This window comes from Kibdelosporangium phytohabitans (assembly GCF_001302585.1).
Taxonomy (GTDB): Bacteria; Actinomycetota; Actinomycetes; order Mycobacteriales; family Pseudonocardiaceae; genus Kibdelosporangium; species Kibdelosporangium phytohabitans.
The window spans coordinates 4,528,131-4,542,629 of the sequence record NZ_CP012752.1 but is presented as its reverse complement, the minus strand read 5'-3'; the positions used below and the strand labels follow the sequence as shown (position 1 = coordinate 4,542,629).

Genomic DNA, 14,499 nt, shown 5'->3' with positions numbered 1-14,499 from the left:
GGCTGATCAGCGGTTGCCGAGACTCAGCGCGAGTTTGGGGCACAACGTGACCGCTTTGCGCGCGTGCTTGCGCAGTTCCCGCGGCACCGGGGCGTTGGCCAGGACGGGGTAGCCCCACTCGTCCAGGCCGATCAGCTCGGGCACCAGTTCGGCGCACACGCCGTGGCCGTCACAGGCGATCATGTCGACTTTCAGCTGTTCGGTCATCGCCAGTCCTCGCTTTCGGCGGGCAGTTCGGGAATGGGCAGGACACGGGGGCCGCCGTGGCACGGCTGGCCGGACAGGTGCCGCCGGATGTCCAGCGCGAACGTCCTCAGCGCCGAGTCGACGAACTTCACCACGCCGTCGGGGTGCGCGCACGCTCCCCTGCCGTTGACCACGCCGAGCCGGAAGCGGAGCCGTTCGTAGGCCTCGCGGGAGCAGTCACGGGCGATCATCGCGAAGTCGTCGGCGATCGCGGGCAGGCCTTTGAAACACGGGCCGCACTGCTTGGCCGTCTGCGCGGCCATCCACGAACTGACACGGACGGTCTCGAACAGGCCGCACGTCCGCGCGGGCAACGCCACCACGATCCCGGCGCCGAGCGACGCGCCCAGCGGTTCGAGGCCTTCCGGCGAGAACGGCCGGTGCAGCTGGGTCGGCGGGATCCACGCCCCGCCGTAACCACCGACCAGCAACGCGGAGATCGGTTCACGCAACCCGTTGGCCACCCGCAGGATCGTCTCGCCGCTGACGCCCACCGGCAGCTCGTACACGCCCGGGTTGCGCACCGCGCCGCTGACCGTGAGCAAGGCGGTGCCGGGCGCGTCCGCCGTGCCGGCCTGGCGGAACCAGTTCGGGCCGTAGCGGGCGATCAACGCGACGTGCGCAAACGTTTCCACATTGGACACCAGGGTCGGCCGCCCGCCGACACCGGACACCCTGGCCGAGTCCGCTCTCGGCCGTCCCTCACCTCCGCCGGCGAAACTGGCCACCGCGGTCGACTCGCTGGAGACGTACCAGCTCGGCGGCTCGGTCACGTCGATCTCGATCTCGCCCCATCCGGCCGCCACCCGGTCGGCGATCGCGCTCACCACGTGCCCGGCCAGTCCGGTGCCGCGGTGGACGGCGACCGTGATCCGGTCCGCGCCGACGGCGAGCGCGGCCAGTTCGGCACCGTCGAGCACCAGGTGCGGAGCCAGCCGCAGCAGCAGTTTGTCCTTGCCCGACGCCGGTTCGCTCTCCATCCCGTTCACCACGACGTACCGGTTGCCCCGGCCGGAGACGCTCGCCATCTTGCGTCCACTGGGGAACCAACCGCCGCCTCGGCCACGCAGCCCGGACGCCGTGACCATGTCGATCAGCTGCGGGACGGCACTCGTGGGCAGCGGACCGACCGCACGCATGTGCTCGGTGATGGACGCGGCCTGTCTGCCCAGCAGACGCGGGCGTCCGTCATAGCGTTGTTGCGGCGCACTCACAGCGACCGCCTCCGCAACGACACGACACGCAGGCTGCCGCACCCGAGCACCACAGCGACACTGACACCGATCGTGATCAACGCCCAGAGTTGGTCCGTGCCGACCCCGACGGTGTGCGCCACGGCGACGGGCCAGCTGGCGTACGCCGCCCAGTGGATGAACCGCCAGGCGCGGTACGGCATCTTCGTGCGCAGCACCCCGGTCAGCACCAGGACCAGGATCAGGTCGAGCGCGATCGCGCCGAGGCCCAGGTACAGCGGTGAGTAGGTGCCGATGAACGGGATGAACGCCTCGGCGAGGCTGATGGACACGTAGGTGTCGAGCACAACCGAGCCGACGTGGATCGCCAGGAAGAGCAGCGAGGCCATGGAGATGTTGCGGTGCAACGACTCGGTCACGAACCGGGGCCAGCGCCGCGAGCCCGCACGCCCGGCCGTCAACAGCCCCAGCGAGACCGCGACAGTGAACAGCACGAGCGAGACGATCCCGCTCCCCCTTGCCAGGTACCAGTACGTGCTTTCGCCAAGGAACGTCATCACTCCTCCTCAGGCCATTCGGCCACCGTGGTGACGGCACCGCCTGTCGCCACGAGGCGCGCGGGGAGCCGGCGCGCGGCGAGCCAGTTCGGTGCGCGGTCGCCGAGCACGAGCGCGGCGGTCGATGCTGTGTTGGCCGCGACGCACGAGGCCGCGGAAACGCTTGCGTACTGCCAGAACCGGGCGGCCGGGAATCCGGTCGCCGGGTCGAGGACGTGGTGCAACCGCTGGTCACCCCGCTGCCAGGTGCGCACGCCCACGCTCGACGTGGCCAGGCCGCCGGAGTCGATCGCCACCACCTGGCCGCCTTCGTCACTGGTGTGGTCGGCGGTGACCCGCACGCTCCAGCCCTCGTCCGGCGCGCGACCGGCGACCGCGATGTCACCGCCGAGGTTCACCAGCACACCCGCCTTGGTCTCGCCGGCGATGCGCCGGGCGGCGAGGTCGGCCGCCCACGCCTTCGCGGTGGCCCCGAGGTCCACTTCGACTCCGGAAGGGACTGTGACGGTGTCACCGGTGACCTTGATGTCCCGCCACGCCTGGCGAACCGGTGGCGTGTCGATGCCGGCGGTGACCGGTCCGCGCTTCGGGACCTGGGCGAAGGTGCGGTCGTAGCCGAGCGTGATCATGTACGACCCCAGCGCGGGGTCGACCAGCCCGTTGGTGTCCGTGGCCGCCCGCAGTGCCACGCCGACCGCCTGCGCCAGCACCGGATGTGTCGCCGAACCCGTGCGGTTCAACAGGCTCAGCGCGGAGTCGGCACGGAACCGGCTGCACGCCCGGTCGAGTTCACCGAGCAACCAGCGCAACACCGTTTCGGCGACGGGCAGCGTGTCCGGCTGGGTGACCAGCACGTGCGCGGTGGTGCCGATGGCGTCGAACCTCACCCCGGTGGTCATGATCCACCCGACGACGTGGCCGGTGGTTTGGTGGTCGGCTTCGGCTTGGGTGCGGGTTTCGGCGTTTGCCTGCCGGGCGTCGTGCCCGGGTACGACTGCCGCCCGGTCTGCTTCGGCGGGACCTGGCCCTGCGGGATCGTGTCCGGCTCCGGCTCGGGGACCGGTGCCGTGTCCCGCACCTGCCCGGCCTGCTGCGCCTTCACGGCCTTCTCGGCCTTGACCATGTCGGCGATGCCGTAGCCGAGGCCGATCGTCCCGGCGAGGCCGAGCGAGACGACGCCGGTCGTGATGAACGTGACCCGGCTGGCCGCCGCGTCCCGCGCGGCCGGGTTCAGTCGCTGCGCCATCGTGTCCGCCTCCCCGGTGATCCAACTCGTGCAGGAGTCCAACTCGCTGCTCACACGTAACCGGGTGGCGCCGGGTTCAAAATCCCGGTGAACAGGTGCTCTGATCAGCGGCTGAGGGATGTCCGTCGGAGCGGTCCGGTGGCGTGGTAGGTCTTGCAGACGCCCTGGTCGTAGTCGGTGGTCACCTCCAGCACCGACTTGCCGTCGGCCGACGGCAGCAGGCCGGGGCTGAAGTTGCGGCAGCCCTCGTTGTCCACGCCCGCGACGTGGATCGGCGCCGGGATCTCGTACCAGGGTCCCTCGCCGAAGTCGTCGTTGGCCAGTATCGTGCCGCCGTTGCCCTCGGCGATCGCGCCGCCGTTGTGCACGAGCATCTCGGTGATCACCAGGATCGTGCCCTTCGGGCCGGGACCGGGGCTCCACGCGGGCACGGGCGTGTGCCGCCCCTGCTTGCCGTCGAACGTCTTCACCAGCGTGCCGAGGTCACGGGGATCGCCGTAGTCCCAGCCGTCGGCCGAACGGCGGAAGTACGCGCTGCAGAGGTGGATCCTGTCGTTGTTGCAGACCTCGTAGGTCATGAAGTAGCTGCCGTCCGGCAGCCTGATCGTGTTGACCATGCCGGGCCGGACGTTCCACTCGTCGCTGACCACGGTGTCCCGGTGGTGCGTCCACTTCAGACCGTCGACCGACCGGACCTGGACGAGCTTCTGGTCGTGCTTGGCCTTGTCGGTCTCGTCGGAGAAGAACGCGACGAGCGCGCCGTCCTCGGCCATGGACAGGCTCGGCTCCCACGTGTTGTGCTCGTTGGGCGCGACCGCGATGTCGGACAGGAACCGCCAGGTGCCGCCGCGGTCGGCGCTGGCCCACAGCCGCTGCTTGACCCGCTTGGTCGCCAGCGGCGCGGTGTACTCGGCGGTGTTGGCCCACAGCACGGTCCCCTTCGGCAACGCACCGAGCGCGGACGGCAGTTCGAACAGCGTCGAGCAGCAGATGCCGCGGCCTTCCGCGGCGGCGGGGTCACGGATGGTGGCGATCTGCGCGAACGAGCGGCCGTCGTCGTCACTCGCCATGATCACGCCGACACCCTGCGATCCGTCGTTGGTGGTGACGCTGGCGAGGATCCGGCCGTTGTCGAGCCTGATGACACGCGGGTAACTGCTGCCGCCGTCGTACAGCACTTGCCTTTGTTGTCCGGCTTCCGCGGGAATCGCCGTCAGCAGCATGGTGATCATCGGGACGACCAGACTCCGCACGGCGTTCCTCCGTTACTCCGGGTAACGGCGAAATGGTAGCCCGGCGTGTGGTAGCCGCATCTATTGTGGAGCCACAATGCGCACGAATGGGTTATCTCCTGAGGTCGCCTGTGATGAGTCCGGCTCGGAAGGCAGCAACCTCATCGACGGGATAACGGACGTGTTCGCCCACGCGAGCGTGCTGCTCCCGGCCGAGGCGGCCGAGGCGTGCGTCCTCGAGCTGCGTGCGCGAATTCGTTCACCGGCGCTCGAGTACAAAGCCAACCACCTGCTGCGGGAAAAGCACAGGACGGTGCTGCTGTGGCTGCTCAGCCCGGACGGCCCGATGTTCGGGCACGCCATGGTGCACCTGACCGAGAAGACGTACTTCGTGGCAGGCAAGATCGTCGAGCTGCTCGCACCGGACCAGGAGCTGACGGCGATCTACCACGCGGACCGGTCGGTGCTCCGGACTTACACCGATGTACTTCGCACCGGGCACCGCGATCAACTCGATCTGCTCATCCCGGCGATCGTGCGCGCGGTGGACCGATGGGGCGCGGGCGAGCCCGTCGCCATCGTGCACGACCGGCAGAACCTGTTGACCGGGGAGCGGATCTCGCTGCTGCGGCAGATGCTCGGCGAACGGCTGACGGACGTGCGGTTCGTCGACTCCCGCGACGACGCGCGCGTGCAGGTCGCCGACTTCCTCGCAGGCGTCGCCCGCCGGATCGCCTCCGACGAGCTCAACGGCCGCGGCGACTGGGAACTCGTCGACGCCCTGCGGCCCTATGTGGATCCAATGTCGATCTGGGGTGAGACGCGCGGCCGTCTGCTATGAGGCCGCTGGCAGCATTGTCCGGATCCCTTCGGCCAGCTCGTCCGCGCCGCCCCACCGCCGTGCCTCGTTCTCCAACGGGCGCAAGCGATCTCGCAACCGCACGGACTTGATCGCACGGCTGTGCCGCAAGGCCTCGCAACCGACGTCCACCGCCGTGTCGACGTCGTGCAGCAGCAGCCGGTCGACCGCGAGCGAGATCAGGCAGAACGCGCGGCTGCGGGCCATCCCATCGCCGTATGAGCCGATCGCGGCCTCGAGCGCGGGCACGGCCTGCCTGGCGTACCGGTTGTCGACGAACCGGGCGAGGTCGGTGTGGACGGACCCGATCATGGCGACCACGTCGGTCTCGGTGAAGAACGCCGCCCAACTGGGAACGTCGTCGCTGTCCGCGGCGTCGAACTCGGTGCGCATCACCGCCAGCGCCTCGATCGCTTCCTCGGCGCGGCCGAGTTTGGCGTACGCCCACGCCTGGTTGGCCGACAGGATCGCGGCCGCCAGCATGCAGTTGGCCGCCATCGCGGCGGCACGGCCCCGGCCGAACTCCGCGAGCGCACGGCCTGCCGCGTTGTGATGCAGGTGCACCCGGCCCATCCGGTACCGGATGTTCGCGATCATCGCCTTGTCCCCCGAGCGGGTGGCCAGATCCAGCGCGGCCGTGAAGTGGTGCAGCGCAGGCGTCGCGTCGCCGTTGTCGAACAACGTCCAGCCAGCCACGTTGTGCATGTCCGCGACCGCCGCGTCGAGCCTGCGGGTCAGCCGGACAGGGACAGTTCCGCCGAGCATGGCCCGTGCGCCGGGAAGTTTCGACAGCACCGTGCCGTGGCAACTCCCGCCGCCGAACCGGTAGTCCAACGCTCTGAGATCCCGTGCGGCCTGCTCGACGCGTTGGACGTCCGCGATCCCGATTCGCGCTGGTGCACCAGCTGGACGGCTCCGGTACATGGCACCTCCAAGGGTCGTCCCCCTATCGGGTTGCCACTGCGCGGGGGTGGTAAACGATCGGCACCGCGGCCCGGAAGGTCCATGGTGGACGGTGAAGGCCAGATGAGATACGCATCTGGGCCTACCGCAGCCATTGCGACAGGGCTACCGTGGACCGCGGTGATTTCTGGGCTGCCATTCAGGTGGCCATTTTCAGGAGGCTCGATGACAGCTACCTCGGCCACGAGGCGCGCGGTGGCCGTTCCGGCGCAGCAATCGTCGCCCGTGCGGCACCGGCCTCGTGTCACGATCGGAACTGACGGCTCGACATGGGGTGACGCGGCGCTGGAGTGGGCGTTGCGGCACGCATGGCTGGTGAACGCGGGGTTGAAGGTCTACTCGGCGAAGACCAGCGACGACCAGGCGATTGCCAGAAGACTGGACGTCTACCGGTGGCTGCACGCCTCGGTGACGACATCGGAGACCCCCGAGCACACCCTGCTGACCGCCAGCGCGGACACGGACCTGCTGGTGCTGGGTCACCACGGTCACAGCCACCACAACCTGGGCATCGGGCACCTGGTGCTGCCCGTGGTGACCGGAAGCCAGTGCGACACGGTGGTGGTGCGCGGAGAGCCACGAGCCGTCCGCGCTGAACACGGATGGGTGACAGCTGCGGTAGGTGGGCAACACGATGAGTTGATTGTCCGCCGGGCAACGGAAATAGCGACCCGCTACCGGGACGGACTGCGGATCGTGCACGCGTGGCCACTTCCCGGGCCCCGCTCCGTGTCGGCCGGGCAGCCGAACGACGTGCTGGACAGGGCACGGCGGCTGGTCGCGAAAGTGGCGCCGACGCTGACACCGAGCCTGCACATGGTCAGGAGCCGCCCGCACGAGGCGGTGGAGACCTGCACCCGAAGCGACCTGCTGGTGATGGGTCCGGGCAGCCAGCCCGAGCGGTTGTCGCCGGTGACCCGGACAGCTTTGCACCTGTCTCCGTGTCCGGTTCTGGTGGTTCGCCCCTGAGTTCCCGTGTCCTCTCAGTCGGTCATGGTGGTCGGCACGATCTGACATGGAACCCGGTGCTGCTTGTTCCATGTCGTTCGTGCCGCTGCGCGCACTGGGCCGTCCGGGTGCCGTGAGCCTCAGAAATGAGCGCGCCCACCCGGCGGGCCGGTCGTCGCTTGCGCCATCAACGAGCGCTGTTGGTTGTGCGGAGTGTGGCCTCGCCGGATGCCGTGGACCACAGGTTGAGAAAGTGCGTGCCACCAACGAGCCGGTTATCGCTCAGGCCGCCAACGAGCACTGCCGGGCGCAGCAGCGCCACTGTTCTCCCTGGCCTGCAACTGCCAAGGCAGGGCTGCCGTTGCCAGCGCTGCTTGCCCTGCGTTGGACACCTACCAGCCATCCACCGCACACCACAGCACCGCCTGCCAAATCACCCATACCGCGACCACAAAGTCAGCTACACCAGCCATCCGTGCTTGCCGAAAGCCCCGCGCAGCAGCCAACGAAGAACACGCCACAAGCGGCTGGGCACGTCAGCGCCATTGGTCAGCCGCCGCGCCGAGGAACGCTGCTACCGAGCAAGCAAGGTGAGCGGCTATCTGACTCCGGCTGGGCGGAACTGGATGCTGACCCTCGGGCCCACCGCCCTGCTGCTTTTGGGTACGGCGTGCTCCCAGGTTCGCTGGCAGGAGCCGCCCATCACCAGCAGGTCTCCGTGTCCCACCGAGAATCGGAGGGTTTCGCCGCCGCCTCTCGGCCGCAGCCACAGGCCTCGGGCTGCGCCGACGGACAGGATCGCGACCATCGTGTCCTCTGTCGCGCCGCGGCCTACGCGGTCGCCGTGCCAGGCCACGCTGTCGTTGGCGTCGCGGTAGTAGCAGAGGCCCGCTGTGCGGAACGGTTCCCGGAGTTCTGGGCGGTAGTGGTCCGTCAGCGCCGCACGGGCTTCGGTGAGGATCGGGTGCGGTAAGGCATCGTTTTCCTTGTAGAAGCACAACAGTCTGGGGACCGCCACCACTCTGTCGTACATCTGGCGTTTCTCGGCGTACCACGGCACGTCCTGGGCCAGGGTGGCGAACAGCTCGTCCGCCCCGCTGAGCCAGCCCGGCAGGAGGTCGACCCATGCGCCTTCGGCCAGCGGCGTCCGCCGCGGGCCGGTCAGCGGGCGGAGGCTGATGGTGTCCGCCATGTCGAACAGTGATCCCTGCACGCTGATCACAGTACACCGTTCTCGAACACTCGTTCGAGTCACCTTGTCCGCAGGGTGAGGACCTGTCCTGTCCGGGGGCCGTTGGTGAGACGGTCCAGGTTTTCCGTCATCCCGTCCGCCGCACGCCACTCGGCTGTCAGGATGAACAGGTTCCCATCCCCTGTGGCCAGGGCGAACGGGGCCTGGTTCGCGCCGAGTTCGATCCGGTCGAGGATTCTCCCGCCCTCGGCCACGCGGACGACCGTGTTCTCGCCGGTCGATGTCCAGATCGCGCCTTCGTCGTCCAGGCAGATGCCGTCCGGGCCGAGGCCTTCGGCGAACACCCTGCGGTTGGACAGTCCGCCGTCTTCGGCTATGTCGAACGCGGTCAGGCGGCCGGCGAAGGACTCGGCCACCACCAGTGTCGAGTTGTCCGGTGTGACGACCATCCCGTTGGGGAACTGGATGTCCTCGGCGACCTGGCGGAGTTCACCGTCCGGCGTCAGTAGTTTGATGTAGCCGGGTTTCGGTGCCTCGCCACCGGCGAAGTCGAAGTCCGCTCCGTTCATGTAGATGTTCCCGCGGCTGTCGACCACTATCTCGTTGGCGCCTTGCTCCGTGACGACGACCGCGCCGCCGTCCGGCGTGTAGCGGCGCAGCTTGTCGCCGGTCGTCAGCAGCGTGCCGTCCGGCAGCCAGTCGATGGACCATCCCATCAGGCGCCCGACCTGTACGGCCATCACCTCCGTCGCGCCGTCCATGCCGACGGCGACGACTTGCTGCTCGATCCAGTTGCAGAACCAGAGCCTGCCGTCGTGCCACCTCGGCGACTCGGGGATCCCCAGGCCACTGAGCAGGGTCTTCGGTTCGGTCATCACGGCACCTCGTTCGTCCTCGATGGGCTCTCGCACCACCTATACGAACACCGGTCGGTCAGATCGACACCTGTGGCCGCCGGATCATCTCGATCAACGACGAGACACTGTCGTCCCTGTACCCGGCGGCCACCGCGCGCCGGAGGATCTCGTGCATCCCCTCCTGCCACGAGGTGTCCACGCCGAACTCCGCCGCCACGGACGCGTCGTGGGCGATCCCCGCCTCGAACAGGCCGACCGCGGACGCCGGATCGCCGTACCGCCCCGAGTCGATCTCGTCGGCCATGTCCGGCAGGACCGACGCGATCATCTCCAGCCACTTCGCCGTGAACCGCACCATGCTCGCGGCGGGCAGGCCGCGCGCCGTGACCACGGCCGCGCCCTGGAAGAAGCCGAGCAACGCGGGCAGCAGAGTCCCGCCGACCGCGTACTCGTACAAGGCGGCCAGGTCCGGTTCGGCACCCAGGTACACGGTGTCGCCGCCCAGAACACGCAAAACCGGGAAATACTGGTCGTACACGGCTCGAGAACCGCTGTAGTACAGCAATGTGCCCGGATCCCCCACCGCCGCGGGCACATTCTTCACCGCGCCGTCCAGGTACTCCGCTCCGCGTCCGGCCGCCCATTCGGCCATTTCCCGCGCTCCGGCCGGGGCGCCGGAGTTCAGCGTGACCAGCGTCCGGCCTGCCAGGTCCGCTGGTTCGAGAGCCGATTTCGTGGCTTCATACGTGGTCAGGCACGCGATGACCAGCGGGCTTGCCTTGACGGCCGTGGAAACGTCCGCGGCCTCGTTGTCACGCAGCGCGGGGACTTTGCCCGCCGTGCGATTCCACACCGTTGTGGGGTGCCCTGCTTTGATGTACGCCTCCGCCAATGCCCTTCCCATTGAGCCGAGACCGATCACCGTCACCGGTGTGTGTTGATCCATGTAAAGAATCTCCACCTTTACAGACATTCTCTCAAGTACCTACAATTTTGACGGGTACTGACATTTTTGTGTGGGGGTCCGGTGCTGAAGAGACGGACGTACACGTGCGGGCTGGACGCCGCGCTGGACGTGATGGGCGGCAAGTGGAAGGCGTTGATCCTGTGGGAGCTGATCGACGGCGCGCTGCGCTTCGGTGAACTGCGCCGCCGGGTCGCCGGGATCTCCGAGCGCGTGCTCATCCTCCAGCTGAAGGAACTCCAGGCGTGCGGGCTCGTGCATCGCGAGCTGTACCACCAGGTTCCGCCGAAGGTCGAGTACACGCTCACCGAGCTCGGCGAGTCGCTGATCACGGCGATGACCCCGCTCGGTGCGTGGGGCGAGCGGAACATGGCGACCATCGAGGCGCTGGATCGGGGCCTGTAGTGCGGTTCGGCATCCTCGGCGGCGTCGAGATCCGTTCGGCGGAAGGGGAATCCCTGCCTGTCGGCGGGCCGAGGCAACGCGCGCTGCTCGCCGTGCTGCTGCTCGACGCGGGCCGCGTCGTGCCTGTCGAGCGGTTGCTGGACGGCCTGTACGGCGATCAGCCGCCGAGTGGTGCGACCGCCGCGTTGCAGTCCCAGGTCTCGCGGCTGCGCCGGACCCTGCCGGACGGGCTGATCGAGTTCCACCCCACCGGGTACCGGATCGCCGTCGACCGGGAAAGCGTTGACGTGCACCAGTTCGAGCGCCTGGCCGAAGACGGCGCACGGGCGTTGGCCCACGGTGACCCGGCGCGGGCCGCGAACGCGCTCGGCCAGGCGCTGGCGTTGTGGCGTGGGCCAGTGGTGGCGTTGGGTGACGCGGCCACCGCGCGGCTGGACGAGCTGAAACTCGCGGCTGTCGAGGACCTGTTCGACGCCCAGCTCGCGCTGGGCAAGCACACCGCTGTGATCCCCGAGCTCCGCGCCCACATCGAGCGGCATCCGTTGCGGGAACGCCCGCGTGGTCAGCTGATGCTGGCGTTGCACGCGGCGGGCCGCCCGGCCGAGGCGCTCGCCGAGTTCGGCAACGCGCGGCGCACACTGGCGGACGAACTGGGCGCGGATCCGTCGGCCGAGCTGGCGGGCATCCACATGGCGGTGCTCAAAGGCGAGCGGCAGCCGAACTCGACCATCCCCGCCCAGCTGACCAGTTTCGTCGGCCGCGCCACGGAGCTCGACCGGATCGCCGAGTTGTTCACCGGCACGAGACTGGTCACGATCACCGGTCCCGGCGGTGCGGGCAAGACCCGGCTGGCCGTCGAGGTCGCGGCACGGCAGGCCAGGGAGACGTGCTTCGTCGACCTCGCCGCGCTGACGCACGGCGCCGACATCCCGCAAGCGGTGCTGACCGCGTTGGGCGTGCGCGACGCGGGCCTGCTGACCGCCGCGGGCCGGGATCCGGTGAAACGCGTGGTCGCCGCGCTCGAGGACCGGCCCATCCTGCTGATCATGGACAACTGCGAGCACGTGGTCGCCGACGCGGCCACGCTCGTGCACCGGCTGCTCAACGCCTGTCCGGACACGCGGATCCTGGCCACCAGCAGGGAAGCCCTCGTCATCACCGGCGAGCACCTGTGCCCGTTGCCGTCGCTGCCCGACACGGCGGCCATGCAGCTGTTCGCCGACCGCGCGGCGGCGATCTCGCCGGGTTTCCGCGTCACCGGCCACAACACTGACGCGGTGCGGCGGATCTGCGTGGCGCTGGACGGGATCCCGCTGGCGATCGAGCTGGCCGCGGCCCGGCTGCGGGCACTGGAGCTCACCGAGATCGCCGCCCGGCTGGACGACCGGTTCGCGTTGCTGTCACGGGGAGAACGCACGGCCGCGCCGAGGCACCGGACGCTGCGGGCCGCCGTGGAGTGGAGCTGGGACCTGCTGGAGCCCGCCGAGCAACTGCTGGCCGCCCGGCTCACGGTGTTCACGGGCGGAGCGACGCTGGCCGCCGCCGAGCGGGTCTGCCAGGTCCCCGGGACCGCGGACCTGCTGGCGAGCCTGGTGGAGAAGTCGTTGGTGGAGAACTCGGGCGGACGCTACCGGATGCTGGACACCATCCACGCGTTCTGCGCCGAGCACCTGACCGAGCCGCTGGACGCCGCGCACGCCCGGTACTTCCACGAACTGGCCGAGGATGCCAGTCCGCACCTGCGCCGCAGCGAACAGCTGGAGTGGCTCGACCGGCTGGACGCCGACCGCGGCAACATCCACGCCGCGCTGCGCTGGGCGGTCGCCAACGACACCACGCTGGCGTTGCGCATGTTCGGCGCGTTCGCGCTGTACTGGTACCTGCGCGGACTGCGCGGCCTCGCCGCGCCGCTGGCCGTGGACCTGCTCGCCCGGATCGGCACGCACCCGCCCGCGGACCTCGACGAGGAGTACGTGCTGTGCGTGCTGCAAGCGGCGTGGGGCAGGCTGGACGCGGTGGAATGGCAGGACCACCTCAAGCACGCCGAGGAGTTCATGACCACCCCGCGTGGCGCCATCCGGCGACCGCACAGCGCCTTCCTGTGGGCGGCGGCGACCGGGCCGCCGACGGGCGAACCGGCGCGGCCGCTGCTGGACGACGACCTGTGGGCGGAGGCGTTCACCACGCTCGGCACGGCGTTGCTGCATTTCTTCGACGGCGAGGTCGACGCGGGTGACGCGAAGCTGCGGCGGGCGCTGGCCGGTTTCCGGCAGACCGGCGACCGGCTGGGCACGGTGCTGGCGTTGGACGGCCTGGCGCACGTGGCCGACAGCCGCGGTGACGGGCAGGAGTTCGTGGAAGTGATCACCGAGGCCATGGAGCTGGTCGGCCAGCTCGGGTCGATCGACGACACGGTGTCGCTGTTGTGCCGCCGCGCGGAGAACCTGGCACACGCGGGTGAACTGGCGGCGGCGCGAGCCGACTACGAGGAAGCGGTGTCGCTGGCCCGGCGCAACGGCACAGCGGAGAACCTGGCGCTGGCGTACTGGGGGCTCGGGGAGGTCGCCCGGTTCGACGGCGACCTCGCCACCGCGCGCCGCATGCAGGAGCTCGCGCTGGGCAAGTGCACCAGCGGCCCGTTCGGCCTGCACGAGTACCGGGCTCGGGTGCTGACCGCGCTGGCCCGGCTGGCGGAGCTGGAAGGCGACGTCCCGGCTGCCCGGCAGCGGTACGACGAGGCGATCAGGGCCGCCATCGCCGGCCGGTCGCTGCCGTTGGTGGCCAGGGCCGCCGCCGGCCTGGCGGGGCTCGCGCTGCGCGACGGTGACGGCTGGCTGGCCGCTGTGCTGCTGGGCGCGGGTGTCGCGATCAAGGGCATGCCGTTCTCCGGTGATCCCGAGATCGCCGCGCTGATCGCCGACGTGCGCGCGCTGACCGGCGCCGGGCCGTTCGACGACGCGTTCGAGCGAGGCGCGCGGATGACCCAGTCGGAGGCCCTCGACCTGGTCGGTGCCCGGCGTCAGCGGGACCGTCAGCGTTTGGTGCGCGGACGGTAAGCGGGCGCGAGCACTGTTCATGGCCGGGAGGTAAGCCATGACAAACGTGCTCGACGAGACCATCGGTTCCAGCCCGGCGCCCGGCCGCAAGTGGTGGCGCAAGCCGTGGATCGTGCCGCTGGGTTTCATCGCGGTGGCGTTCATCGCGTTCTCGCTGCCGAGGTACCTGACCTTCGACCGCGCCCAGTCCCGGGTGCAGCAGCCGGAGTTCGGCTGGCACTACCCGCTGCTGGTGATCCACGTGACCTTCGCGTCGATCGCGATGCTGACCTGCGTGCTGCAGGTGTGGCCGTGGTTTCGCGCCCGTTACCGGCACATCCACCGGCTGGCCGGGCGGATCTACGTGTTCGGCGGCGTGTTCCCGGCCGGGGTGACGGCGCTTGTGATCGGCGTCATCACACCGTTCGGCCCGGCGGCGTTGTCCAGTGGGCTCGTGATGGCGCCGCTGTGGCTGTTGTTCACGTACAAGGGTTACCGCGTGGCACGGCGGCGGCTGTTCGTCGACCACCGCAAGTGGATGATCCGCAGCTTCGCGTTGACCATGTCGATCATCACCAACCGGGTCTGGGCCGTGGTGTTCGCGATCTGGCTCGGACCGCAGTTCGACACCACCTTCATGGGCAATGAGAAGCTGTTCGGGTACTCGCTGGCCGGTGCGACGACGTGGCTGGGCTGGGTGATCCCGCTGCTGATCGCCGAGTGGTGGCTGCAGCGCGACGAGGTGGCGCGGCGCAGGGCCAAAGCGCGGGTATAAATAGTCGGCGTGAGCGGTAGAGATGCC

15 protein-coding genes are annotated in these 14,499 nt (G+C 69.4%); 5 read left to right on the top strand and 10 right to left on the bottom strand.

Annotated features, from left to right (window positions below):
• Positions 1-6: 6 nt before the first annotated feature.
• The 6 genes from AOZ06_RS20875 to AOZ06_RS20850 form a co-directional block, all read right to left on the bottom strand.
• A complete protein-coding gene (locus AOZ06_RS20875; protein WP_054290946.1) occupies positions 7-207 on the bottom strand; it encodes a ferredoxin in 201 nt (66 codons plus the stop codon).
• On the bottom strand, positions 204-1,460 hold the full coding sequence (locus AOZ06_RS20870; protein WP_054290945.1) for an NADH-ubiquinone oxidoreductase-F iron-sulfur binding region domain-containing protein: 1,257 nt from the start codon (positions 1,458-1,460) through the stop codon (positions 204-206). The genes AOZ06_RS20875 and AOZ06_RS20870 overlap by 4 nt, the downstream gene beginning before the upstream one ends.
• The gene (locus AOZ06_RS20865; RefSeq protein ID WP_054290944.1) at positions 1,457-1,996 is read right to left on the bottom strand and encodes a ferric reductase-like transmembrane domain-containing protein; all 540 of its coding nucleotides are present in this window, start codon (positions 1,994-1,996) and stop codon (positions 1,457-1,459) included. Before AOZ06_RS20865 ends, AOZ06_RS20870 begins: the two co-directional genes overlap by 4 nt.
• Positions 1,996-2,895 carry an FAD:protein FMN transferase gene (locus tag AOZ06_RS20860; RefSeq protein ID WP_054290943.1) on the bottom strand — a complete coding sequence of 300 codons (900 nt, stop codon included), beginning with the start codon at positions 2,893-2,895 and terminating at the stop codon, positions 1,996-1,998. Before AOZ06_RS20860 ends, AOZ06_RS20865 begins: the two co-directional genes overlap by 1 nt.
• Positions 2,892-3,242 carry a hypothetical protein gene (locus AOZ06_RS20855; protein WP_157233142.1) on the bottom strand — a complete coding sequence of 117 codons (351 nt, stop codon included), beginning with the start codon at positions 3,240-3,242 and terminating at the stop codon, positions 2,892-2,894. Before AOZ06_RS20855 ends, AOZ06_RS20860 begins: the two co-directional genes overlap by 4 nt.
• A 104-nt stretch (positions 3,243-3,346) precedes the next feature.
• Positions 3,347-4,495 (bottom strand): sialidase family protein, encoded by a 1,149-nt coding sequence (locus AOZ06_RS20850; protein ID WP_063810076.1) that lies wholly within the window; start codon positions 4,493-4,495, stop codon positions 3,347-3,349.
• Positions 4,496-4,571: 76 nt separating this feature from the next.
• On the opposite strand from AOZ06_RS20850, the gene AOZ06_RS20845 reads away from it, so the two are divergent.
• The gene (locus tag AOZ06_RS20845) at positions 4,572-5,315 is read left to right on the top strand and encodes a DUF3800 domain-containing protein (RefSeq protein ID WP_054290940.1); all 744 of its coding nucleotides are present in this window, start codon (positions 4,572-4,574) and stop codon (positions 5,313-5,315) included.
• On the opposite strand, the gene AOZ06_RS20840 is transcribed toward AOZ06_RS20845, so the two are convergent.
• Positions 5,310-6,257 (bottom strand): hypothetical protein, encoded by a 948-nt coding sequence (locus AOZ06_RS20840; protein WP_054290939.1) that lies wholly within the window; start codon positions 6,255-6,257, stop codon positions 5,310-5,312. The genes AOZ06_RS20845 and AOZ06_RS20840 overlap by 6 nt on opposite strands.
• Before the next feature lie 204 nt (positions 6,258-6,461).
• Here AOZ06_RS20840 and AOZ06_RS57895 point away from each other — a divergent pair, with 204 nt between their 5' ends.
• On the top strand, positions 6,462-7,265 hold the full coding sequence (locus AOZ06_RS57895; RefSeq protein ID WP_169798953.1) for a universal stress protein: 804 nt from the start codon (positions 6,462-6,464) through the stop codon (positions 7,263-7,265).
• Positions 7,266-7,842: 577 nt separating this feature from the next.
• Here the strand turns inward: AOZ06_RS57895 and AOZ06_RS20830 are convergent.
• From AOZ06_RS20830 to AOZ06_RS20820, 3 genes are read right to left on the bottom strand one after another with little or no spacing between them, the layout of a single operon-like run.
• A complete protein-coding gene (locus tag AOZ06_RS20830; protein ID WP_054296788.1) occupies positions 7,843-8,436 on the bottom strand; it encodes an alpha-ketoglutarate-dependent dioxygenase AlkB in 594 nt (197 codons plus the stop codon).
• A 59-nt stretch (positions 8,437-8,495) separates the two neighbouring features.
• On the bottom strand, positions 8,496-9,311 hold the full coding sequence (locus AOZ06_RS20825) for an SMP-30/gluconolactonase/LRE family protein (protein ID WP_054296787.1): 816 nt from the start codon (positions 9,309-9,311) through the stop codon (positions 8,496-8,498).
• 58 nt (positions 9,312-9,369) lie between these two features.
• A complete protein-coding gene (locus AOZ06_RS20820; RefSeq protein ID WP_054290937.1) occupies positions 9,370-10,239 on the bottom strand; it encodes an NAD(P)-dependent oxidoreductase in 870 nt (289 codons plus the stop codon).
• Between the two features lie 81 nt (positions 10,240-10,320).
• Here AOZ06_RS20820 and AOZ06_RS20815 point away from each other — a divergent pair, with 81 nt between their 5' ends.
• From AOZ06_RS20815 to AOZ06_RS20805, 3 genes are read left to right on the top strand one after another with little or no spacing between them, the layout of a single operon-like run.
• The gene (locus AOZ06_RS20815) at positions 10,321-10,662 is read left to right on the top strand and encodes a winged helix-turn-helix transcriptional regulator (RefSeq protein ID WP_236952319.1); all 342 of its coding nucleotides are present in this window, start codon (positions 10,321-10,323) and stop codon (positions 10,660-10,662) included.
• Positions 10,662-13,718, top strand: a complete 3,057-nt coding sequence (locus AOZ06_RS20810) for an AfsR/SARP family transcriptional regulator (RefSeq protein WP_054290936.1) — start codon at positions 10,662-10,664, stop codon at positions 13,716-13,718. The genes AOZ06_RS20815 and AOZ06_RS20810 overlap by 1 nt, the downstream gene beginning before the upstream one ends.
• A 37-nt stretch (positions 13,719-13,755) precedes the next feature.
• The gene (locus AOZ06_RS20805) at positions 13,756-14,472 is read left to right on the top strand and encodes a DUF2306 domain-containing protein (protein ID WP_054290935.1); all 717 of its coding nucleotides are present in this window, start codon (positions 13,756-13,758) and stop codon (positions 14,470-14,472) included.
• The last annotated feature ends 27 nt before the right edge of the window (positions 14,473-14,499 follow it).

What these genes read in the sequence shown, in the direction of transcription:
- AOZ06_RS20840 (WP_054290939.1), bottom strand. Translation starts at nt 6,257, where the DNA reads ATGTACCGGAGCCGTCCAGCTGGTGCACCAGCGCGAATCGGGATCGCG.
- AOZ06_RS20805 (WP_054290935.1), top strand. Translation starts at nt 13,756, where the DNA reads ATGACAAACGTGCTCGACGAGACCATCGGTTCCAGCCCGGCGCCCGGC.
- AOZ06_RS20875 (WP_054290946.1), bottom strand. Translation starts at nt 207, where the DNA reads ATGACCGAACAGCTGAAAGTCGACATGATCGCCTGTGACGGCCACGGC.
- AOZ06_RS20825 (WP_054296787.1), bottom strand. Translation starts at nt 9,311, where the DNA reads ATGACCGAACCGAAGACCCTGCTCAGTGGCCTGGGGATCCCCGAGTCG.
- AOZ06_RS20855 (WP_157233142.1), bottom strand. Translation starts at nt 3,242, where the DNA reads ATGGCGCAGCGACTGAACCCGGCCGCGCGGGACGCGGCGGCCAGCCGG.
- AOZ06_RS57895 (WP_169798953.1), top strand. Translation starts at nt 6,462, where the DNA reads ATGACAGCTACCTCGGCCACGAGGCGCGCGGTGGCCGTTCCGGCGCAG.
- AOZ06_RS20820 (WP_054290937.1), bottom strand. Translation starts at nt 10,239, where the DNA reads ATGGATCAACACACACCGGTGACGGTGATCGGTCTCGGCTCAATGGGA.
- AOZ06_RS20830 (WP_054296788.1), bottom strand. Translation starts at nt 8,436, where the DNA reads ATGGCGGACACCATCAGCCTCCGCCCGCTGACCGGCCCGCGGCGGACG.
- AOZ06_RS20845 (WP_054290940.1), top strand. Translation starts at nt 4,572, where the DNA reads ATGCGCACGAATGGGTTATCTCCTGAGGTCGCCTGTGATGAGTCCGGC.
- AOZ06_RS20865 (WP_054290944.1), bottom strand. Translation starts at nt 1,996, where the DNA reads ATGACGTTCCTTGGCGAAAGCACGTACTGGTACCTGGCAAGGGGGAGC.
- AOZ06_RS20860 (WP_054290943.1), bottom strand. Translation starts at nt 2,895, where the DNA reads ATGACCACCGGGGTGAGGTTCGACGCCATCGGCACCACCGCGCACGTG.